Source organism: Bradyrhizobium sp. th-b2, assembly GCF_000426785.1.
GTDB lineage: Bacteria > Pseudomonadota > Alphaproteobacteria > Rhizobiales > Xanthobacteraceae > Bradyrhizobium > Bradyrhizobium septentrionale.
On the sequence record NZ_AUGA01000004.1, the window covers coordinates 236,988 to 259,216 of the forward strand.

At 64.7% G+C, this 22,229-nt stretch carries 19 protein-coding genes; 10 read left to right on the forward strand and 9 right to left on the reverse strand.

Going from position 1 to position 22,229, the window contains the following annotated elements; genetic code table 11:
• The first annotated feature begins 83 nt into the window (after positions 1–83).
• Positions 84–1,298, forward strand: a complete 1,215-nt coding sequence (locus tag K359_RS0108465) for an ABC transporter substrate-binding protein (RefSeq protein ID WP_029078961.1) — start codon at positions 84–86, stop codon at positions 1,296–1,298.
• Positions 1,299–1,438: 140 nt separating this feature from the next.
• On the opposite strand, the gene K359_RS0108470 is transcribed toward K359_RS0108465, so the two are convergent.
• The 5 genes from K359_RS0108470 to K359_RS0108490 form a co-directional block, all read right to left on the reverse strand.
• Positions 1,439–1,654, reverse strand: a complete 216-nt coding sequence (locus K359_RS0108470) for a dodecin family protein (protein WP_029078962.1) — start codon at positions 1,652–1,654, stop codon at positions 1,439–1,441.
• A 186-nt stretch (positions 1,655–1,840) separates the two neighbouring features.
• Positions 1,841–2,140, reverse strand: a complete 300-nt coding sequence (locus K359_RS0108475) for a hypothetical protein (protein ID WP_051346057.1) — start codon at positions 2,138–2,140, stop codon at positions 1,841–1,843.
• Positions 2,141–2,422: 282 nt separating this feature from the next.
• The gene (locus K359_RS0108480) at positions 2,423–3,115 is read right to left on the reverse strand and encodes a TetR/AcrR family transcriptional regulator (protein WP_029078964.1); all 693 of its coding nucleotides are present in this window, start codon (positions 3,113–3,115) and stop codon (positions 2,423–2,425) included.
• Between the two features lie 88 nt (positions 3,116–3,203).
• Positions 3,204–3,992, reverse strand: coding sequence for an enoyl-CoA hydratase/isomerase family protein (locus K359_RS0108485; protein ID WP_029078965.1), 789 nt, complete (start codon positions 3,990–3,992; stop codon positions 3,204–3,206).
• A 32-nt stretch (positions 3,993–4,024) separates the two neighbouring features.
• Entirely contained in the window at positions 4,025–5,770 is a 1,746-nt protein-coding gene (locus K359_RS0108490; protein WP_029078966.1) for a CocE/NonD family hydrolase, read from the reverse strand.
• A gap of 406 nt (positions 5,771–6,176) precedes the next feature.
• Here K359_RS0108490 and K359_RS0108495 point away from each other — a divergent pair, with 406 nt between their 5' ends.
• From K359_RS0108495 to K359_RS0108520, 6 genes are all read left to right on the forward strand, one after another.
• Positions 6,177–7,481, forward strand: coding sequence for an MFS transporter (locus K359_RS0108495; protein ID WP_029078967.1), 1,305 nt, complete (start codon positions 6,177–6,179; stop codon positions 7,479–7,481).
• Positions 7,482–7,553: 72 nt separating this feature from the next.
• Complete coding sequence (locus K359_RS51460) at positions 7,554–8,708, forward strand: mandelate racemase/muconate lactonizing enzyme family protein (RefSeq protein ID WP_035976324.1); 1,155 nt, start codon at positions 7,554–7,556, stop codon at positions 8,706–8,708.
• Positions 8,709–8,934: 226 nt separating this feature from the next.
• A complete protein-coding gene (locus K359_RS0108505; RefSeq protein ID WP_029078968.1) occupies positions 8,935–10,008 on the forward strand; it encodes an HlyD family secretion protein in 1,074 nt (357 codons plus the stop codon).
• A complete protein-coding gene (locus K359_RS0108510; RefSeq protein WP_035976325.1) occupies positions 10,005–12,335 on the forward strand; it encodes an ABC transporter permease in 2,331 nt (776 codons plus the stop codon). Before K359_RS0108505 ends, K359_RS0108510 begins: the two co-directional genes overlap by 4 nt.
• Positions 12,322–13,293 (forward strand): HlyD family secretion protein, encoded by a 972-nt coding sequence (locus tag K359_RS0108515; protein WP_029078970.1) that lies wholly within the window; start codon positions 12,322–12,324, stop codon positions 13,291–13,293. The genes K359_RS0108510 and K359_RS0108515 overlap by 14 nt, the downstream gene beginning before the upstream one ends.
• 190 nt (positions 13,294–13,483) lie before the next feature.
• Positions 13,484–14,881, forward strand: a complete 1,398-nt coding sequence (locus tag K359_RS0108520) for a glycerophosphodiester phosphodiesterase family protein (RefSeq protein WP_245284545.1) — start codon at positions 13,484–13,486, stop codon at positions 14,879–14,881.
• Between the two features lie 160 nt (positions 14,882–15,041).
• On the opposite strand, the gene K359_RS51465 is transcribed toward K359_RS0108520, so the two are convergent.
• The gene (locus K359_RS51465) at positions 15,042–16,607 is read right to left on the reverse strand and encodes an acid phosphatase (protein WP_035976326.1); all 1,566 of its coding nucleotides are present in this window, start codon (positions 16,605–16,607) and stop codon (positions 15,042–15,044) included.
• A gap of 125 nt (positions 16,608–16,732) precedes the next feature.
• On the opposite strand from K359_RS51465, the gene K359_RS51470 reads away from it, so the two are divergent.
• Complete coding sequence (locus K359_RS51470) at positions 16,733–17,959, forward strand: cytochrome-c peroxidase (RefSeq protein ID WP_084518326.1); 1,227 nt, start codon at positions 16,733–16,735, stop codon at positions 17,957–17,959.
• Between the two features lie 40 nt (positions 17,960–17,999).
• Here the strand turns inward: K359_RS51470 and K359_RS0108535 are convergent, their stop codons facing one another.
• The 3 genes from K359_RS0108535 to K359_RS0108545 all read right to left on the reverse strand — a co-directional run bounded on the left by K359_RS0108535 (position 18,000) and on the right by K359_RS0108545 (position 19,819).
• Positions 18,000–18,206: a hypothetical protein gene (locus tag K359_RS0108535; protein ID WP_029078972.1), complete on the reverse strand. Its 207-nt coding sequence runs from the start codon at positions 18,204–18,206 to the stop codon at positions 18,000–18,002.
• 336 nt (positions 18,207–18,542) lie between these two features.
• Positions 18,543–19,061 (reverse strand): PRC-barrel domain-containing protein, encoded by a 519-nt coding sequence (locus K359_RS0108540; RefSeq protein ID WP_029078973.1) that lies wholly within the window; start codon positions 19,059–19,061, stop codon positions 18,543–18,545.
• A 356-nt stretch (positions 19,062–19,417) separates the two neighbouring features.
• Complete coding sequence (locus tag K359_RS0108545; protein ID WP_029078974.1) at positions 19,418–19,819, reverse strand: PRC-barrel domain-containing protein; 402 nt, start codon at positions 19,817–19,819, stop codon at positions 19,418–19,420.
• Between the two features lie 284 nt (positions 19,820–20,103).
• On the opposite strand from K359_RS0108545, the gene K359_RS0108550 reads away from it, so the two are divergent.
• Positions 20,104–20,841: a response regulator gene (locus tag K359_RS0108550; RefSeq protein ID WP_029078975.1), complete on the forward strand. Its 738-nt coding sequence runs from the start codon at positions 20,104–20,106 to the stop codon at positions 20,839–20,841.
• A gap of 2 nt (positions 20,842–20,843) precedes the next feature.
• Positions 20,844–22,202: an ATP-binding protein gene (locus tag K359_RS0108555; protein WP_029078976.1), complete on the forward strand. Its 1,359-nt coding sequence runs from the start codon at positions 20,844–20,846 to the stop codon at positions 22,200–22,202.
• The last annotated feature ends 27 nt before the right edge of the window (positions 22,203–22,229 follow it).

Genomic DNA, 22,229 nt, shown 5'->3' on the forward strand with positions numbered 1-22,229 from the left:
GCGACAGGTTGCCGCACCGGATAGAAGGTGCCCGTGGAAGCAACCCCAAAAGTAACCTCCAACGAAAAAACGGGAGAAACACGATGAAATCGCTCTTGGCCGCAGCAGCGGCCGGCCTCGCACTGGCGGCCTCCGGCACCGCGGCCAACGCCCAGATCTCCGACGACGTCGTCAAGATCGGCGTCCTCACCGACATGTCGAGCCTCTACGCGGACGCCACCGGCAAGGGCTCGGTCGCCGCCGTCGAGATGGCGGTCGCCGATTACGGCGGCAAGGTGAAGGGCAAGCCCGTGCAGGTGGTCGTCGCCGATCACCAGAACAAGCCCGACGTCGGCGTCAACATCGCGCGCAACTGGTATGACAATGACAAGGTCGACGCGATCTTCGACGTGCCGACCTCCTCGGTCGCGCTGCCGATCTCGGCGCTGACGCGCGAGAAGAACAAGATCCACATCAATTCCGGCGGCGGCTCCTCCGACATCACCGGCACCGCCTGCTCGCCCAACACGGTGCACTGGACCTACGACACCTACGCGCTGTCGAACGTCGCCGGCAAGGCGATGGTCAAGCGCGGCGAGGACACCTGGTTCTTCGTCACCGCCGACTACGCCTTCGGCATGGCGTTGGAGCGCGATGCCGCCAATGTCGTGAAGGAGACCGGCGGTAAGGTGCTGGGCGACGTGCGGCATCCGCTCAACTCGTCGGATTTCTCGTCGTTCCTGCTGCAAGCACAGGCGTCGAAGGCAAAGGTCGTGGCGCTGGCGAATGCCGGCGGCGACACCACCAACGCGCTGAAGCAGGCTTCCGAGTTCGGCCTGACCCAGGGCGGCCAGAAGATGATCGCGCTGCTGCAGGAGATCACCGACACGCACTCGCTTGGCATCAAGGCCACCCAAGGCCTGATCGTCACCGACGCCTTCTACTGGGACATGAACGACGAGACCCGCGCCTTCTCGAAGCGCTTCAACGAGAAGGTCGGCCACATGCCGACCATGATCCAGGCCGGCCTCTACTCGGCGACCATGCATTACCTGAAGGCGATCGAGGCAATCGGCACCGACGAGGCGCCGAAGGTGATGGCCCAAATGCGCGCCACGCCGGTCAACGACTTCTTCGCCAAGAACGGCCATATCCGTATCGACGGCCGCATGGTGCACGACATGTACCTGTTCGAGGTCAAGAAGCCCGAGGAATCCAAGGGCGAGTGGGACCTCTACAAGCTGATCGCCACCGTGCCCGGCGACGAAGCCTTCCGCCCGCTCGACAAGGGCGGCTGCCCCCTGGTGAAGTCGAACTAGAGCGTTTTCGAGCGAAGTGGACGCCGGTTCACGTGAAGAAAACGCGTCAATACAACAAGCTAGAGCTTCGGTTCTGATTCAAATCAGAACCGAAGCTCTAGACGCCATCGCGAATTCGTGGGGAGCGGCTTTGCGAGCGCTTACGAACCTTCGAACTTGAATGAGACTTTCAACTTGGCACGGTAAGCTTCGACCTTGCCTGCGGCGTCCAGTTGCAGATCGAGCTGGACGACCTCGGCGACGCGCAAATCGCGCAGGGACTCTCCGGCCCTGCTGACCGCCGCTGTGGCGGCCTTTTCCCAGGAGTCCTTGCTGGTACCGATCAGCTCGATAACCTTGTAGACGCTCTCAGCCATGTCGTCCTCCCGTTGCTGTCAGACAGGACGCAAACGCTCCTGCCGCGACCAGCCTAACATCGGGATTTCCGGGCTGATAGGATGCGCCGCACCAATCAGCGTGCAGGGCGGCGCGCCGGCACCGTGCAGAACTTCGACCACGCGATCACCGGGACCGCGCAATCGATCCGCTTCGCTTTGAAAGCGCTAGCTGTATCGGCCTGCACGATGCGAACCGTGGCGCGGCGCGTGAACGATGCCGATGCCGCTCTCCTGGGCCTGAAGCGCCTGCAGCACTGCGGGCGGCTCCAGCACCAGTTTTGCCGCCGGCGTCGGCGCGCCGTTATTGAGCACGTCCCGATAGGGATAGAGCGCCTGGTAGGCGGCCGGCTCGGAGATTGCAGCCTGGGCCGAGGCCGCCGTCGCCGTGACGGCCGACAGCGCCAGGGCCAGGGCCAGGGCGATGGTTTTGAACGTGATTCCGACGTGGGAAATCCTGGTGGTCATGGTAACGCTCCCGCGATTTGCATCGCATACGATTAAGTCGCTCGCGATTTATAAAGGCACGGCGCGGCCGGCTTTCAAGTATCCCGATTTAATCGGATGCGATTTATTCGGGCGCGGGGTTTCAAATATCCGTGTGATCCCAAAGGACCTGCGTAACCCGCAAGGCTGGGCTGATCGAGCGGCGCGGCTCGCACGTCCGGTGCCACCGGCAAACGCCGTTCTGGAGAAGCTCAAACCGCGTGCGCCCCGTGTTTCGACCGGGTCAACGGCGAGGTGCCCCCTTCAGCGCTTCTGTGCGTTCCCTCTGCCCTTGGGGACGTTGGCGAACACCGTCTCGTCAACGAGGCGCCAATACGCCTCGACGACCTTCGGGTCGGCGGAGGACAGTCCGCCCGTCACCTGCATTTCAGGGCCAAATTCCGACAGCGTGGCGGTCAGGCTGACCATCATGTAGTGAAAAAGAATGGGGTCGACGGCGGGCAGCAGACCCTGTTTCTGAACTTCGATGATTTGCGGCAGCAATCGCTCCAGCAGCGGAGCCAGGATCGCTTCGGCCACCCATTTCAGCCGCGGATTATCTGTCAGCGTCTCCTGCCGCATGAATCGATGAAATTCAGGAAACGCGACCGTGAAGCGGAACAGCGTGGTGTATTCCTGGCGGAGCCGCTGCAGCGGCGACAGATCGGATGCTTCGGGCGCCGAGATATCCCACCCGGCCCGAATCTGGGCGAAGGCGTGCTCCGCCGCCGCTCGCCACAGGATCTCCTTGCTGCGATAGTGATAGGTGATCAGCGGATGTTGCAAGCCGAGCCGATCGGCGATGGCCCGAATGCTTGCGGCTTCGAATCCGCGTTCGGCAAATTCCGCGATGGCAGCATCGAGGATCGAGGTTCGGGTCTCGATCGAACGCTGTTGTTCGGCTCGTTGGCGCGGGCGGCCGCGACGCCCGGTCGCCAGCTTCGTTTTCTGCGTCATTTGGCCTTCGATTAGCATGCTTCCCGGCCGAGCGTCACGCGACGTGTCGAGCGGCTCGTCGCGAGCCCATCACCGGCGGCCGCGCGACCTATTTGCCTTCGAACACGAGCGGCGGCGGCTCGATGTCCTTGTCGAAGGCTGCCGCGGTGTTGGCAAAGCCGCGCTGGGCGTCGGCGCCGTTGTAGAGCTCCATCGCGACATCGAGCATGACGAGATCCGCGGCGGCGACGCCGCCGCTCGACCACGCCTTGAGCAGGGTGCGCGTCGCGGCATATGACCTGGTCGGCCCCGTCGCGAGTTGCCGGGCCAGCGCCGCCGCGGTCGCCGAAACTTCGTTCTCGGGCACCACATGGGTGGCAATTCCGAGCGCGCCCGCTTCCTGTCCGGAGATCGGCTCGCCAAGCATCGCAAATCGCGATGCGCGCGCCCGGCCGGCGCGATCCGCGATGCGCTGCAGGGCGCCGGCGATCGGAAGCATCGCCGTCGTGACCTCGACGCAACGGAACGTCGCGTTTTCGGCGGCGACAAGAAAATCGCACGCCAGCGCCAGCTCGAAGCCGCCGCCGAAGGCAATCCCCTGCACCACCGCCACTGTCGGGATCTTCAGCAACTCGATCGCCCGATAGGACGTGTTCACGTCGGCGACAAACGTCCTGAACCAGTTGACGTCCTTGCCCGGCCATTCGCGCACCTCGCCGCCGAAGCTGAAGTGCGGTCCTTCGGCGCGCACCACCAGCACGCGGATGTCGCTTTCGCTGGCCTGACGCACGGCGGATCGCAAGGCCTCCGCAAAGCGCGAGTCCAGACGATTGAATGGCGGGTTCGCCAGCACGATGGTCCCGATGGCACCGTCTCGTTCAAATCGAATAGTCGTCATGGCGCACGCGCTCCCTTGTGCCGGTGTTGGTGTCAGGCCTGCTGTTGGTTGACGGCGTCAGGAATGATCGGCAGCAGCAGATGGGACGGACGCTCCGCGTCCCGATAGACCTTGTGCGTGACGGTCCTGCTGCTGCAGACGTGGTACGGGATGTACTCGACATTGGTCATCGCTCCTGTGCCGGTCGGGACATCCATGCAGGTGATGTCGAGGCAGATGCGATGGCCGGCCTTGAACTGGTTCGCGGTGGCGAGGATCTGGATCCGGTACTCGACCACGTCGCCCGGCGTCACAGGGGCGATGGCATCCTGCGTCAGTCTGTGGAACGGCTCCCAGGGCTTCGAGCGCTGCTCGTCGAGCGCGCGATAGGACGCCTTCAGCCAACCCCGCGTCAGCTCGCGCTCGGGCAATGTCGAGGGAACGTCGCGCTCGCCTTCGCGCGCAGTCCGGACCGACACGTCGGGGCCGACGTCCTTGAGCACGACGATCCAGTTGGTGTCGTCCTGATCGATCGCAGCATACAGCGTCAGCGTGATCGGGCCGGCAACGGTGACGTCATGCGGCAGCGGATCGGTCATGTAGCGCAGCCGCTCGACCTTGGTCGTCCGCGTCAGCGGCATCTGCGTGAATACGTCGGGCTCGCGGGCCGAAGCGCCAGCCTCCGCGGCCGACCGCGGCGGCTCGGTCGACAGCGCCTCCCAATGGGAGAGATGGTATTTGGTCCACTGCGTCTCCGGCAGCGGCCAGTTCGCGCCGGTCCGCCATTCGTTGGCACCCATCAGCCAGTAGCGCACCGGCGGCTCGTCCATGATGCCGGTGTCGTGCCCCTTGAGCCAGTGATCGTACCAGCGGATGATTTCATCATGGAGCTGGTGGAACGGCCGCTCGAGATGAGCCGGCCCGGTGAACAGCAGCTTCTTCGGCGCATCGACGTTCTGGAAATAGTGCTGCGCACCGAGCCAGTGCAGCTTGTAGGTGTACGCGTAAGCGCCGGAGCCGGTGTAGAACGGAATCGTGATCTTCCTGAAGATCTCCTCCGCACGCTCGACGGTGCCGTCCGCCTCCCAGGGATGCGTCATCATGAGATACATGATGAAGGTGCGCTGCCCCTTCTGGGTCAGGATGTTGTAGAGATTGATGTACTGCTTGAAGTCCGGGTTCCGCATGGCCCGGCGCCACAGCTCTTCCTCGGCGGGCGGCAGCTCACCAGGGCGGTCGCGCGTTTCATGGACCGTGCTGAAGACGTCGAGCAGATAAGGGAAGCTGTGCAGGACGCCGCCGGGATTGAAGTCGCGGTATCCGAACATGCCACCATACGCGCTGCACGCGTCATAGGGGAAGATGGCCCTCAGCGCGGGATGTCCTTGCGCGGCTGCACGCCATTGTTCGCCGGCAAATCCGGAGATGCCGACCATCCCGACCTTGCCGTCTGACCATGGCTGCTGCGTGATCCATTCGATCAGGTCGTAATGGTCGGTGTCTTCGTGGCCATAATGCCCTTCCGACTTGGCCGAGCCGCGCGGCTGGGCGATCACGTGGACATAGCCATTGGCGATGAAGCGCCGCGTATCTCCCGCCTCGATCGGACCGAACCACAGCGGCGCGTGAGCCGGCTGCGGCGGCAGGATGTCGGCGATGTCGGGTCCCTGGATGTCCTTGTTGTGCAGCGCTGACGCATACAGCACGGGGTATTGGCCGGCTGCGTCCGGACGGTAGACGTCGACCGCAAGGCGAGTGCCGTCCCTCATGGCGACGCTGATGTCGCGTTCCTCGATCATCGTTTCATCCCGGTGTTCGCGACCCTTTCGGTCGATGCCTCGTGGCGGTGCAAGCACGCTTCCCGCCCGATCGAACAGACCATGGCACAAAACTTTACTTCCGTAAAGTATAATTTTTCGCGGCATCGGAACGCCGTGGAACGGCTCGACATTCCTCGACAATTCCGAGGCTCCGGATCGACCCCGATGCCGACCGGCGCGGCGGGACGGATCGACGCAACTACCCACCATCTGCTTTTGAGATGGCGCCATCTGAACAAATCATTGTTCGCAGCGCGCGCCGACCGATAAGGCGTCTCATCCGCCTGACCGGCGCGTTGCCCGCCGCCGAAGAGAATGACGCCCGGACGTCCGGACGGCAGACGACACGCCATGTGCGAACAACAACAACGACACGGGAGCGAGCATGTCCGAGCCGGTTGCCGACAGGGCGATAAGGAAGGCTTTCGTGCGGCTGATGCCGGTGTTGTTCGTCTCCTACATCCTTGCCTATATCGACCGGGTCAATGTGGGATTTGCCGCGCTGAGGATGAATGCGGATATCGGCATCTCGTCTTATGTCTACGGGCTTGGAGCGGGCGTCTTCTTCCTCGGCTATTTCATTTGCGAGATCCCGAGCAACCTGATGATGGCGAAGGTCGGCGCAAGGCGCTGGATCTCGCGCATCATGATTTCCTGGGGTCTGATCGCGGCGGCAATGGCGCTGGTGCAAGGGCCTGCCAGCTTTATCGTGATGCGCTTTCTGCTCGGCGCTGCGGAAGCCGGGTTCTTTCCAGGCGTGATCCTGTATCTAACCTATTGGTTTCCGCAGCAGTACCGCGCGCGCATGATCGCGGCATTCATCGTCGCGGTGCCGGTCTCGCTCGCGCTCGGCGGGCCGATCTCGACGGCGATCCTCCAGATGGATGGGTTGGCCGGCTTGAAGGGATGGCAATGGCTGTTCATCCTCGAAGGCCTGCCGACCACGCTGATGGGCCTCGTCTTCCTGAAGGTGATACCCGACCGGCCGAGCGAGGCCCGATGGCTCAGCTTCGAGGAGCGGAGCCGACTGCAGAACGCAATCGACAATGAGGAGCGCGCGATCGCAGTCCATGGCCTGAGCGTGCTGCAATCCCTGGCGGATGCGCGCGTGCTCGCGCTCGCCTTCATCTGGTTCGCGAACACCACGGCCAATCTCGGCCTCGCATTTTTCCTGCCGCAGATCCTGAAGGGTCTCGGCCTGACCGACATGCAGACCGGAATCACGACCTCGGTCCCCTACATCTTCGGCACGCTAGGCATCCTCGCTTTCGGCTTGATCTCCGACCGCTACAATGAGCGCCGCTGGACGCTTTGCGCGACGCTCGCCCTCACCGCGTTCGGTCTGGCCGCGGCCGGCATGATGTCCGGATCGCTGCTCGCCGTCGCGGTCATGGCGGTTGCCGCAGTCGGCATCTATGGTGCCAAGCCGCCGTTCTGGCCGCTGCCGTCGACCTTCCTGTCGGGCAATGCCGCGGCCGCCGGCATCGCGCTCATCAACGCGATCGGAAACCTCGGCGGCTTCGTCGGACCCTATGTGATCGGCTGGATCAAGGATGCCACGCACAGCTACGAGGCCGGGCTCTACTTCCTCGCCGTCCTCACCTTCGTCGCCGCGGTGCTGGCGCCGATCATCGTGAGCAGCCGCTTCATCGGCGCCGCGAATGCGCCGGCGACGCTGAAGAGGGCTTGAGCCGGCACCCTGTTCGAATTGACGTTTCGATGCTGTGACACGCACACGCATCATTGAAAGGGAGCAGCAACCATGACCATCAGCATCGCGCGCATCGAGGCATTTTTGTTTCGCGCCGAAGTGAGCGAGCCCGTCAAGACCTCGTTCGGCAGCATTCCACGGCGCAGCGTCCTGCTGTTGCGCGTCGAGGATTCCGACGGCGCGCATGGCTGGGGAGAGATCTGGTGCAACTTCCCGCCCTACAGCGCCGACAACAAGATGCGGCTGCTCGAAACCGTGATCTGCTCCGCGGCGCTCGCCGGAACCTATCTCGATCCCGCGGACGCCTGGCACACCCTGACCGCGCGGACCCACCGCTGGGCGCTGCAGGGCGCGGAGCCCGGCCCGTTTGCCGCCTGCCTCGGCGGGCTCGACCTCGCGCTGTGGGATCTTGCCGCGCGGCGCGCCGGACAATCGCTGCGCGCCATGCTCGCCGGGACGGCGGCGCGCGACGTGGTGCCCGCCTATGCAAGCGGCCTCAATCCCGACACCGCCGCAGAGACGGTGGCGCGCTGTCGTGACGCCGGATTCCGCGCCTTCAAGGTCAAGGTCGCGTTCGGCAGCGAAACCGACACCGCCGTTGTCGCCAACATCACGCGCGACTTGCGATCGGGCGAACGGCTGATGGTGGATGCGAACCAGGGCTGGGATCTTGCTGAAGCGCGCCGCGCGGTGCCGCGGCTCGGCGCGTTCGGCCTCGGCTGGATCGAGGAGCCGCTTGCAGCCGACCGCCCTGCCGTCGAATGGGCAGAACTTGCGTTGCTGTCGCCGGTTCCGCTGGCGGGTGGCGAGAACGTCTTGGGCTATGAGGCGTTCGCAACCTTGATCGGCAGCGGTCATCACGGCGTGGTACAGCCCGACATGCTGAAATGGGGCGGCGTCACCGGCGCCACTGCTGTCGGCCGGCGCGCGGTGCAGGCGGGACGCTCCTACTGTCCGCATTGGCTCGGCAGCGGCGTCGGTCTGCTTGCTGCGGCCCAGGTGCTCGCCGCGGTCGGCGGCCCCGGCTTGCTCGAGCATGACGTGATGGAAAATCCGTTGCGCGAAGCGCTGGCGCAACCTTTCCCGCGCGTGCAGCAGGGACTGTTCCCGCTGCCGCACGGACCAGGCCTGGGCGCAGAGCCGGACCTTGCGGCCGCAGCGGACTGGCTGGTGACACGCGCCGAGTATCGCGCACCGCGCGCCTGAGCCCGCCTGGCTACGTGACACCAACTCGCCTTCGCCGCCGACCGTACGCGCGAGGGGCCGACCAGCGAGAAGCGGAAGCGCGCCCGGCAGCCCCCCGGGCGCGCCTGCTTGCAACGCGATTGATCAAATCGGAGCACAATTGAACAAGTCCGCCGAGGTTGGACAGGATTTAACATCCGCGCCATAGTGAATGGCTATCGTGGTCATGAGCCAAGTGGAGTGAGCCATGGACGTGCAAGCCTCTGGTAACGAAAACCAAAGCACGCCCGAGCCGACATCTGCACCAGGCCAAGAGAATCCGCCCGCGAATCCGCACGCTGCGACGCGCACGCCGGCCATCATCGTCGGTGTCATTGCCGCCATCATCGTTGCGCTGTCGATCTATTATCTGCTGCGGCCCGAGCCGCTGCTGGTGCAGGGCGAGGTCGATGCGACGCGGCTCGATATCGCCGCGCGCGTCGACGGCAGGGTCAAGGAGATTCCGGTCGAGCGCGGCCAGAATGTCACCGCGGGCGCCGTGCTGGTGCGCATCGACAATCCGGAAACCCTTGCAAAACAAGATCAAATGCGCGCGGCCAAGGCGGTTGCCGATGCCCAACTCGCCAATGTTCTGGTTGGCACACGGGCCGAAACCATCGCCGCGCGGAAGGCGGAGATGGAGCGCGCGGAGGCAGCCCAGGTGCTGGCGCAGAAGACCTTCGATCGCGCCAAGACGCTGACCGAGCAAGGCAACGCGCCGCAGGCGCGTCTCGACCAGACCACCGACGCGCTACATGAAGCCGAGCGCGGGCTCGATCAGGCCAAGTCGGCCTATGAGCAGGCGGTCAACGGCTACACCAAGGAAGAGCGCGCGATCGCGAAAGCCAATGTCGGGAAGGCCGAAGCGGACATTCAGAGTGTCAAATCGGTCATCGATCAACTCGCGGTCTATGCTCCCATCGCCTCGCAGGTCTATCAGCGCAATGTCGAGCCGGGCGAATATGTCTCGCCGGGCGTGCCGCTGGTGACCCTGATCGATCTCGGCGATCTCTGGGTCCACTTCGATCTGCGCGAGGATCTGGTCAAGGGCCTCAAGGTCGGCGACAAGTTCGACGTCCGCATTCCCGCGCTCGACGACCGTCACGTCACGGTCGAGGTCAAGCTGATCGCAACCAAGGGCGAGTATGCGAGCTGGCGGGCGACGCGCGCCACCGGCGATTTCGATTTGCGGACATTCTCGATCCGCGCCTATCCGGTGCAACCGGTGCCCGAATTGCGGCCGGGCATGAGCGCCTATCTCGATTGGCGGTCGCGCCAATGAGGCTGGCATCGAAGCCGGGATTCTGGCTGGTCGCGCAGCGCGAGTGCCTTTGGCTGTTCCGCGACCGCGTCGCGCTGCTCCTGATCTTCGGCGTGCCGCTGTTCGCCTTCGTGGTGCTCACCACCGTGTTCAGCCAGCCGGTGATCCGCAGTCTCGGCGTCACGATCGTCGACGCCGACAAGTCGGATAGCTCGCGCGCATTGATGCAGCATGTCGCGGCGTCGCCGAGCCTGCGAATCGTCGACGATTCCGGATCGCTGTCGACCGCCGTGCAGGACATCCGGTCCGGCAAGGCGATTTCGGCGATCTTCATCCCGCCGAATTTCGACCGCGACCTGAAGGCCGATCGCCGCCCGCAGGTCGTCGGCTTCTACAACCAGCAATTCCTGACGGCGGCCGGCATCGCGTCCTCCGGGCTGAGCGATGCACTGACCGCCGCGGCGAACGCGGCAGCTCCGGCCAGCCGCGCGGCACCGGCGCCGGCCTCAATGGGCACGCTGAGCGCGGAGACCATCGCACTGGTCAATCCGCAGAAGAACTACGGGCAATTCCTGTTGCGTGCGCTGCTGCCCACCATCATCCATGTGGTGATCACGCTCGCAGCGGGCTATTCGGTCGGCTCCGAATTCCGCCGCCGCAATGCGCGAGAGTGGCTCGCAAGCGCCGGCGGCGATCCGGTCGCAGCACTTGCCGGCAAGCTGGCGCCGCTGTTTGTGATCTTCATCGTGATCATGCTGGCCCAGCCGCTGGTGCTGGAGGGCGTGCTGCAGATTCCCTTCAAGGGCGACGCGTTGCTGATGATCGCCGCCGGCTCGCTCCTCATCATCGCCTATCTGTCGGTCGGCGCGCTGCTGCAACTTCTGGTCGGCGATCTCGCGACCGGGCTGGGACTTGCCGGCCTGATCGCCTCGCCTGCGTTCGGCTACGCCGGCGTCGGCTTTCCCACCATCGGCATGAACACGTTTGCGCAGGTCTGGAGCGCGATCCTGCCGCTGCGCTGGTACATGGCAGTCCTGATGGGACAGGCGGCGCGCGGGTTGCCGGCAACGGAATCCGCTGTTCCCTTCGCCGCGCTCGCCGGCCTCGCGCTGCTGTTTGCCGGCCTCGCATGGCTGCGCATGGCGAGCCTGACGCGCAGGGGCTGGTTCGCGACAGAGAGGCCGGCCGAACCTCCGGTTAGCGAACAGACATCGCCAGGCGTCGGCGGCGCCTTCATCGGAGAGTGGCGACGCGTGCTCGGAACGCGCAGCGCGTTCACCCTCTTGTTCCTGGCCCCGCTGATCTACGGCATCTACTATCCGCAGCCCTATCTGAACCAGATCCTGCGCAAGCTGCCGATCGCGGTGGTCGACAATGATCTCAGCGATCTCTCCCGCCAGATTGTCGAGACGCTCGATGCCAGCGGCACGTTGAGCGTGACGGTGCGCGCCCGCACGCTGGCGGAGGCGCGCACCGCGATCGATCGCGGCGAGGCGTTTGCCGCGGTCCAGATCCCGCCCGATACCGAGCGCGACGTGCTCAAGGGCATCACCGCCCACATTCCGGTCTACGCCGACGCCACCTATCTGTTCGTCTTCAGGTCGACCGCCAGCAGCGTCGCCACCGCGATCGGCACGCTGACATCGGAGCTGGTGTCGCGGGGCGGCCGCTCCGACGGCAGCCTGGTCAAGGCGAAGCTCGCGAGCCTCAGCCCGGCCGATGTTCTGCTGCAACCGATCTTCAACCCGGTCGGCGGCTATGCGAGCTACATCGTGCCGGCGGCATTCATCCTGATCCTGCAGCAGACGCTCCTGATCGGCGCGGCGATGCTGACCGGCACGGCGCTGGCCAGCGGCCGCGGCGCGTTCGCCGGCGTGTTCGGGCGCGGCATCGCCCATCTGACGATCTATTTGCCGGCGCTCGCGCTCTATCTGATCGTGCTGCCGCGCGTCTACGGTTTCTCGACGCTGGGGCATCTGCCGCAGATCTTCGCGCTGGCGACCGTCTTCCTGCTGGCGACGAGTTTTATGGGACAGGCGATCGGCGCCTGGTTCACGCGGCCGGAAAACGCCACCATCCTGCTGCTGGCGACCAGCCTGCCGCAATTCTTCACCGCCGGCTTTGCATGGCCGCGCGAGGCCATCCCCGCTGCGGCCACCGCGCTGGGCCGGCTGTTTCCGGCCGACTCCGCGATCGACGGCCTCGTGCGCATCAACCAGCTCGGCGCCAGCATCTGGGAGGTCTCGCATGACTGGCTCGGACTGTGGTGTTTGGCGCTGGGCTATTTCGCACTCGCCGTGATCTCGGCGCTGGTGTTCAAGAGAGGACCGCAACATGCCCAACGCTAGGCGCATCGCCATCATCGCGGTCCCGCTTGTGCTCGTCGCGGGCGCGCTGATCTATTCCGAGAACCGCGCGACGTCGTCCCCCGCAACCGTCGGTGTCGTGCGCTCGACCGAGGTCAGGGTCGAGCCGGAGGTGAACGGCCAGCTTATGTCGATCGCGGTCGAGAAAGGCGCGCAGGTGCACGCAGGCGACGTTCTCGCCAAGCTCTCCGCGGTCGAGTTGACCGCGCAGGCGGACCAGGCGCGGGCCGCGCTCGCCGCTGCGGTCGCAAGCCGCAACAATGTCTATGCCGGCGTTCGCCGCGAGCAGGTCGATTCCCTTAAGGCGGCCATCTCCAAGGCCAAGTCGCGCCTCGACTATGTCGAGGTCCAGCTCAAGCGGATCAGCACATTGGCGAGCCAGAGTTTTGAAACCCAGCAGGCACTCGACCAGGCCGAGAATGACGTGGCGGCGGCGCGCGCCGGCGTGGCGGCAGCCCAAGCCAATTACGACGCCGCAGTGGCGGGGCCGACCAAGGAGGAGCGCGCCATCGCCGACGCCCAGGTGCAGGCGGCCGCGGCCGCCGTCGCGGTGCTCGAACGCCGGCTCGACAAGATGGTGCTGCGCGCGCCGGCCGACGGCGTGGTCAGTGTCATCGCTGCGGAAGTGGGCGAGAACGTTCGCGCGGGCCAGCCGATCCTGATGGTCGCGGCGGCCGGCAAGCAATGGCTGTCGTTCAACGTGCGCGAGGACCATCTCGACGGCCTTGCGATCGGAAAGACCGTGAACGTGATCCGGAATGCCACCGGCGGCGCGACCAAGGCCGCGATCACCGAATTGCGGCCGCTCGGCACCTTCGCCACCTGGCAGGCCGAGCGCGTGATCGGCGATCATGACCGCAGCACGCTGCGGCTGCGTCTCGATCCCGCCGGCGCCGCGGAAGGCCTCGAGCCCGGCATGACCGTCCGGATCGAGCGATGAAGCGCGCGACGGTCGGCCCCGAACCGCGGTGACGTGCGCGTCGCCGCGATGCATTTCAAAAGCTTTGTCGGCCCACCCCGCCCGACAGTCATCCAGCTGTCAGGAGATTGAGACAAGAAGACAGCAGCGTCGAACGGCTCGGCCCTTGTGGCACTGGACCCGACGCTACACCAAAGATGGAGGCGTGGCCGTGAAGCACATTCGTTCAGGACGGAAAGTACATCTCGCAGCGATGCTGTTCGGTGCGGCGGCTTTGGCGATGCTCCCGCCATCGATCGCGTCAGCGCAAACCACGTCAGTGCCGGCCGGCAACAAGCCCTTCCTGACCCTCGATGGAAAGCCGCCGCTCGTCATCGGGCATCGCGGCGTGCCGGGCCTGGTGCCCGAGGAGACCGATGCATCGTATGAGCTCGCCGCCGACCTCGGAACGGATTCGCTCGAAGAGGACCTGCACCTGACCAGGGATTGCGTGCTGGTGGCACGCCACAACCCGTGGCTCGGCGACAACACCAACATTGCCGAGGTGGCGAAGACCAATCCGGAGGTTGCGGCCCGCAAGCGCACGGCGCCGGGTGTCCTCGTCAAGGGGAAATGGGCGCAAGCTCCCACCGGCGGGCCAGCCGACTACCTCACCGATCTCATCGATCCGGCCGATCCCAAATCGGTGCTGAAAGCACTGATCGTGGATGGCGATGACCACACCAACGACTGGTCGATCACCGACTTCACCATGGCCGAGCTGAAGAACTGGATCGCCGGCACCACCTATGATGCGGCCAACGAGAGGCCGAAGCTGTTCAACGGCAAATTCCCGATCATCAGCTTCCAGGACATCATCGACATCGCCAAGGCCAAGAGCAAGGCAACGGGACGTCCCATCTCGGTCTATCCGGAAACCAAGAATCCGAGCTGGAACAATGCCCAGGCCATCGCCAATGGCTGCGGTGCGCCCGGGAGCCACCCGCTCGAGGATGCCCTGATCAAGATCATCAAGGAGAACGGCCTCAACGCGAAGGACGCTCCGATCGTCGTTCAGAGCTTCGAGGCCGGCAGTCTGAAATACATGCGCGGCCATGGACTGGAAACGCGGCAGGTCCAGCTGATCGACGGCAACGGTGTCGACTTCAAGACCGGCAAGGTCCTGCTGAACAACATCGCCAATTCCCGCCCGTACGACTGGACGGTTGCGGGCGACTCGCGCGGCTTCGATGCGATGCTGACCCCTGAGGGCCTCGCGGAGATCAAGACCTATGCCGACGGCATCGGTCCGTGGAAGGCGTATATCGTTCCGTTGAAGATCTCACCCTGGAAAGACAGCAACGCCGACGGCAAGCCCTACAAGGGATCGACGCCGGAGGCCTCGACGCAGGAAGCAACCAGCGTCATTGCCGATGCGCACAAGCTCGGCCTGTTCGTGCATGTCTTCACCTTCCGGAACGAGAAGAAATATCTGGCGGCCGACTATCGCGGCGATCCGGGCCTGGAATATCTGAAGTTCTTCCGCCTCGGCGTGGACGGGGTCTTCACGGATTTCACCCACACCGGAGTCGCCGCCCGTGCGGCCTATCTCCGTGAACTGGGCTGGTGACGCCGGCGATGCGAAGGCCGCGGATGCATGTCGTGCAGCGCCGCGGTCACACGTTCATCTGAAAGCGATGCTGCCCGGCCTGTGGCCGATGGCAAGCGTGAGCGGAAGCGCCTCGCGCTCTGGCTCCTGAGCGCAGGCGGACGGGTACACAGCCTCCGCCTCACTTCCCCTTAAGCGCCAGCGCGCTGGTCAGGTCGCCGAGCGGCTTCTGACCACGAGCGGCGATCGCAGCGTCGCGCACGGTGATGCCGTGCAGCGTCGGCAGTTCGAAGCGGCGCGTGATGAAGCGCAGGATCGATGTCGTGTCCATCGGCGTATGGTCGACATAACCGCGGCGCGCATACGGAGAGACGATGATGGCCGGGATGCGTGAGCCAGGGCCCCACCGATCGCCCTTCGGGGGCGCCACGTGATCCCACAGGCCGCCATTCTCGTCATGGGTGATGACGACCAGCATATGCGGCCATTGCGGGCTCTTCTCGAGATGCGCGACGACATCGGCGATATGGCTGTCGCCGGCCTGGATATCGGCATAGCCCGAATGCTCGTTGAGGTCGCCCTGCGGCTTGTAGAAGGAAACCTGCGGCAGCTTGCCGTCGTCGATCGCCTTGATGAACTCCTTGCCCGCCAGGCCGCCGTCAAGCAGATGCTCGGCACGGGCCGCGGTGCCCGGGGCGAAGCTCGCATAGTAATTGAGAGGCTGGTGGTGATACTGGAAGTTCGGCACCGGCGACTTGTTGCCATGGTCGAGCACATCCTGCCAGGCCCCGCCATACCAGGCCCACGTCACGTGCTTGAGGCTGAGCAAATCTCCGATGGTCGGCTCGATCTGCGGCACAAGCGTCGTCGCATTCTTCGGATCCGCATAGGCCTTGTCGCCATCCTTCGCGGGGTCGTTGCCGCTCGGCTGATAGGGCGGCTGCATGGTGTTCACGGCGTAGAAATCAGGGGTGAGATTGCCGTCGCCGGCATATTTCGGAATGCCGTCCATCGCCGATTTCGGCGAGTTGGCGGCCTGCGTCAACGTCACGCCATCGCGCTCGACAACGGAGATCGACGGCTTGGCGGGGTTGGTATCGGCACGGGGATAGTAAGGTACGCAGGCGCAGACCAGCCATTGATGGTTGAGGAAGGAGCCGCCGAAGGCCCCCATGAAGAAATTGTCGGCCAGCACATATTTCTCGGCCACCTTCCACATCGCCAATTTCGATCCGTCCCACAGGCTCATCACCAGGGCGCCCGAGTCGGCATGGGCAACGAATTTGTCGTTACGCCCGCCATTGATCTGCATCTGGTTCTGATAAAAGCGGTGCCAGAGGTCGCGCGTGATGGTGCCGTAGCTCAGCCTGAAGCCCTTCGGATCGTCAGCATAGAAGGGGCGATTGGGCAGATGCTCGGTCTCGGCCTGGGTGATCGGCGGCGTGACACCCTTGGCGGTCAGGCCTTCCCAGATCGGCGGTAACTCACGGAACCGCTTGCCGTCGCGATCGCGCTGGATCCGCGTCGAGGCGGACGCCTTGGCCACGCCATTCGCGCCCGGAAAACTGCCGTAGAGATTGTCGAAGCTGCGGTTCTCCGCATAGATCACCACGACCGTGTCGATCAGCGCCAGATCGCCGGCGGCATCCTTCTTGGCGCCCGGACTGTCCCCGGCTGCCAGCGCCGGACCGCACGCACCGATGAAGAAACTCGATGCAAAAACGACAACCGCCGATTTCGTTCGCATTCCAGCCCCCTGCACTCACCGGATTGTTGCTATCGTTCCGTTCGGTCTTCGTCATAGCCCAGACGCTCGGCAAAGGCACCTTCGGATCGCCATGACGATGTCCAGCCATAGGCGCGGTTTGCAACATGCGGATTAAGTATCGGGCTTTCGCGTCCGCGATCGTGTTGCTGGCTTTGACCATCGGTCCCGGCCAGGCCAGGCAGGAAATGTCGCGTGCCGAGGCGCGCCGGCTGGCCGAGCGTCTCAGCGCACTCGGTCAGGCCCTGTTCTTCGATCCATCTCTCTCGCCGTCGGGCAAGCTCGCCTGTTCATCCTGCCACGATCCCGCCCGCGGTTTCGGCCCGGCCAATGCCATGGCGGTGCAACTGGGAGGTGGCGACCTGCGTCAGCCAGGGGTGCGCGCCGTCCCCTCCCTGAAATATCTGCAGGTGGTGCCGTCCTTCACCGAGCATTTCCATGATTCCGAGGACGAGGCCGACGAAAGCGTCGACAATGGCCCGACGGGTGGCCTCACCTGGGACGGGCGGGTCGACCGTGGTGCCGACCAGGCCAGGATTCCGCTGCTTTCGGATTTCGAAATGGGCAATCGGAACGAGGCCGACGTGGCCGGCCGGGTGCTCGCCGCTGGCCATGGCAAGGCGATCGCGGCAATTGCCGGGCCCAAGAAGGCCGCCAATCCCGCCACCGTGTACAAGACGGCCCTCAAGGCACTCGAAGTGTACCAGCAGGACTATCGGACTTTTTATCCCTATTCGAGCAAATATGACGCGATGCTGGCCGGCAAGGCCGAACTCACACCCGCGGAAGCGCGGGGGCTCGACCTGTTCAATGCAGCGAACAAGGGCAATTGCGCCTCTTGCCACATCAGCCGGCGGGGCAATGACGGCACCCCGCCCCAGTTCACCGATTACGGACTGATTGCTCTCGGCGTGCCGCGCAATCCCGACATTCCCGCCAACAAGGACCCGGCCTATTTCGACCTCGGCCTCTGTGGACCCCTACGCACGGATTTCCTGAAGCGCGAGGACTATTGCGGCCTCTTCCGTACCCCGACACTCCGCAATGTCGCGCTACGCCAGACCTTCTTTCACAACGGCGCGGTGCATTCCCTGCGCGACTCCGTGCGGTTCTATGTCGAGCGGGAAACCCGGCCCGAGCGTTGGTACCCGCGCAACGCCGACGGCAGCATCGACAAATATGACGATCTGCCCGACAGGCCAAAGGCCAACGTCTGCATGGATCCGCCGTTTGACCGCAAGGCTGGAGATGAGCCAGCCCTGACGTCGGCCGAGATCGACGATGTCGTTGCCTTTCTCGGGACGCTGACCGACGGATATCAGCCGGCGAAGTGAAGGCTCACACCGAGCCCGGCGCCCGGTCGTGGCGTCAGCCTCAGCCAGATTTTTTGGGCAACCCGAGAAGGCCTGCGACCGCCTCGGCCCCTTTGCCGGAAGCGGAGACTTCCCCATTGTCCCTGACCTCCAGGACAGCGCCATTGGAGAAACTGAGGGACCAGCCATCATCCGTGCCGTTCCGGCGCCGATCGGTCAGCTCAATGCCAGCTGCGGAAATCACTGCGGTGGCCTTGTCGACGTCCATGGTCGTCACCTCTTGCAGGCGTCGGAGTATTCTTCCTCGGCCAATGGATCGTGAAGTCGAGGCACTCTAGAGCGTTTTCGAGCGAAGTGGATACCGGTTCGCGTGAAGAAAACGCGTCAAACAAGAATCTAGCGCTCCGTTCCGATTCCATCGGATCGGAAATAGCTCTGGAGGAAGGGATTGGCGGCAGTATGAACCAGGCAGAGGTTTCCGCAACATCAAGTATGAGACCGCGGCGTCTCGTGCGACAGCAGACGAGCGGCCTTTCGTGCAAAGCACAACAAAACGCGCCCGGCAGCACCGGGCGCGTTTGGCTTTCATAGCATGCGATGCGCGTTACTCGGTCGCGTATTTGAACTCCGGCATCGCCTTCAGCTCATCCTTGGTCGCATTGAACACTGCGTGGTCCGGATACCAGGGATTCGGCTTCGATGCCGTCGCAGCCGGTGCCGCGCCCGTGGTGGTCGTCGACTTGGTCGTGCTGCCGGTGTTCGACGCGCCGGTATAGGCGACCGGCTCGCTTGCGAACTTCACCTTGTCGAGCGGCACGGCGACCAGATGCTCGCCGACGCCAAGGAAGCCGCCGACGCCGATCACGACCACCTTGATGGCGCCGTCCTTGTCCATCAGGAGATCATTGATCGACCCGACGCTCTCGTTCTTGTCGTTGTACACGCTGAGGCCGACGACCTTCGAGGCGCGCCAGTTGCCCTGATACGAGGCCGGTGACGTGGTCGATGTCGTCGATGCCGCCGGGGACATTTTGTCGCCCTTGTCGGTCGGCGTCTGCGCAAAGGCTGCGGTTGCAAGCAGCGCGGTGCCGGCAACGCCGGCAATGATGGATTTCATCAACATATGGCTCTCCTCATTTCGCAAAATCGTTGCAGGGAGAACCTGTCATCTCGGCAACCGTTCCTACCGGGCCTGCGATCAAAAGCCGCCCCACTACTCGGGAACGTCACTTGGGAACGCGCAGGGAAGCGATGCAGCAAACCGGAGCGTGGGGACGTCAAGCGCAGCGAACGCTGCGGTGCTTGACGAGAGCGATCTTGATCTCTCAAGTAGGTTGCGGTTGAGCCTCACGACTGCGCCGGACGCGCAGTCCCTGATGTGACGATGTTTGGCTCACTAAGTCGTCCCGGCGAACCGCGCTGCACCTTCGTCGCAACGGGCTGGCGCTCGCCGCAATGTTTGCGCGAAGTGCCGCGCGCTCAGAAGCCGCCCCAGTATGGCGGCACGCCGTAGAAGCGATGCAGCTCGACTTCCTGCGAGCGGTCGCCCCAGTCGAAATCCTTGTCGGCGCGGAACGACGGTGCGCGCTTCAGCTCGTCATCCTCGATGTCGAGCTCGTAGGCTTCGAACTTCAGGTTGTAGTGCAACCGGCCCCAAGGCAGCGGAAGCAAATTGGTTCCAATGCCGAGGAAACCGCCGAAGCTCAGCACCGCGTACGACACCTTGCCGGAGATCTTGTCGATCATCAGCCGCTCGATGTGGCCGACCATGTCCCCGTTGGCCCGGCGCACCGCGGTACCTTCGACCCGATCGCTTGCAATGAGCTGATGCGGTCTGATGCTGGTGTCGGTCGTCGTCTCGGTACTGACCTCGACAGCCATCTCACCCTCCTCGCCTGAAAGTAGAAACAACGCGTCGCCGGGGTTCGGGTTCCGGCCCCGGATATGACAGCCAGGCTTCCTTTTCGGGCTGCCGTGATCACGGACCCCGGGGCTCCGGCCGGCAACAGATCGGCCCGAATTTCAACGCATTGGCTTGATGACAGAACGATAACTTTTCTCGGCCCCGGCGACCTGTAAACTCCGTCAGCCGGGCAAGATTTCAGAAATATACTGAAACAAAATTCCTGAGCCGCTTCCCCCGAATCACGGACAAAAGAGTCGGTATGACCCAGGCTGCGCCCAATATCCTAGTCGTCGAGGACGACCGCGAGACGCGGTCCCTCATCGCAAAATATCTCCGGACCAATTCCTGCCATGTCACGACCGCCTCCGACGGCCGCGAAATGGCCAAGGCCATGACCGACCACCGGGTCGATCTCCTGGTGCTCGACGTCATGCTGCCCGGCGAGGACGGCCTCAGCCTGTGCCGCAAGGTGCGCGCGGAGTCGCAGACACCGATCATCATGCTGACCGCGCGCGGCGAGGACGTCGACCGCATCCTCGGCCTCGAGATGGGTGCCGACGACTATTTGGCCAAGCCGTTCAACCCGCGCGAGCTGCTGGCGCGCATCAACGCGGTGCTGCGCCGGCAGGCCGCCGCGCGCAACGCCAGCGCGATCGAGGGCGCGACCACGCTGAGCTTCCTGGGCTGGCGCATCGACATCCGCCTGCGCGAGCTGCGCAACCCGGAGGGTGCGCGCGTCGCCATGACCAGCGCCGAATTCGACCTGCTGCGCACCTTCTGCGAGCGGCCCGGTCGCGTGCTGTCGCGCGACAGCCTCCTCGACCTGACGCAGGGCCGCAGCGCCGGCTCGTTCGAGCGTTCGATCGACGTGCTGGTGAGCCGCATTCGCCGCAAGATCGAGCCCGATCCGCAGGAAGCCACCATGATCAAGACTGTGCGCTCCGGCGGCTATGTGTTCACTCCGAGGGTGGAGGCGGTTGCCGCCACGAGCAACTGACGATGAAGCTGCTGCGCGTGCTGAGTCTGCGGGGGATCGGCGCCCAGATGGCGGCGCTGGTTGTCGTCTCGATCGTCGCGCTGCATCTGATCATTACCACCACCTTCCTGATCCATCGCCCTGACAGGGCGGAGCCTTCGGATCGCGGCCACGCCCAGCTCGCCGCTGCGGCACAATTGCTGGGGCATGCCCCGGCATCGGAGCGGCCGCGGCTCCTGGCTGATGTCATCAGAGCCTTCCCGCAACTCGCAATCGGCGACCTGCCGGCCGATACCGGCGCGCTCACCGAGACCGACACGCCGAACCTGCACGCGCTGCGACGGCTCGGCGCCGGCTATCACGTCTTCTCGCTGCCGCGCGAGGCGGGCAGCACGCCGCATGACGGCGACATCCGCCGCGTCGCGATCCGCCTGCCCGATGGCGCCATGTTCGCCGCCAACTTGATGCCGGATCAGCATATGCGGCCGTTCTGGGGTGGGCCGTGGATGATGACGGTGCTGTTCGCCGTCATCAGCGTCACCCTGCTCGGCCTGTGGGCGGCATGGGCGCTGACGGCGCCGCTGTCGTCCTTCGTCAAGGCCGCCGAGACCTTCAGCCTGAACGGCGCCGCCGCGCCGCTGCCCGAGCGCGGCCCGGAGGAGATCCGTTCGCTGGCCAAGGCGCTCAACCGGATGCGCGAGCGCATCACCGCCTTGATCGACGACCGCACCAAGATGCTGGCCGCGATCAGCCACGATCTGCGCACGCCGATCACGCGGATGCGGCTGCGCGCCGAGTTCATCGAGGACGAGACCCATCGCCACCGCATGCTGCGCGACCTCGACCAGATGCGCTCGATGCTGGAATCGGTGCTGTCGTTCCTCCGCAACGACCGCAAGCTCGAGGAGATGACGCTGGTCGACATCGCGAGCACGCTGCACCTCGTCACCGACCAGTTCGCCGACATGGGGCACAAGGTGAGCTACGAGGGGCCGCAGCACGCCATGGCGACCGCGCGGCCCGCCGACCTGCATCGCTGCATCACCAATCTGGTGGAAAATGCCGCACGCTTCGGCGGCGAAGTCGCCGTCCGGCTCGACGTCAAGGCTAACAGTCTCGTCGTCGACATCGAGGACGACGGCCCCGGCATTTCGGACGCGCACAAGGCGACCGTGCTGGAGCCGTTCGTGCGCGGCGACCAGGCGCGCAACATGGACGAGGCCGAGGGCTTCGGCCTCGGCCTGTCGATCGCCAACGCCATCGTGCTCGCGCATGGCGGCACGCTGTCGCTGCACGATCGCAAGCCGCACGGGCTCGTGGTCCGGATCGAATTGCCGGCGCGTCAGCAGCAGTTGCAGCCGCCGCAGAAATCTGCGGCCTGATCAGGCTGATCTGAGCGACAACAAAGA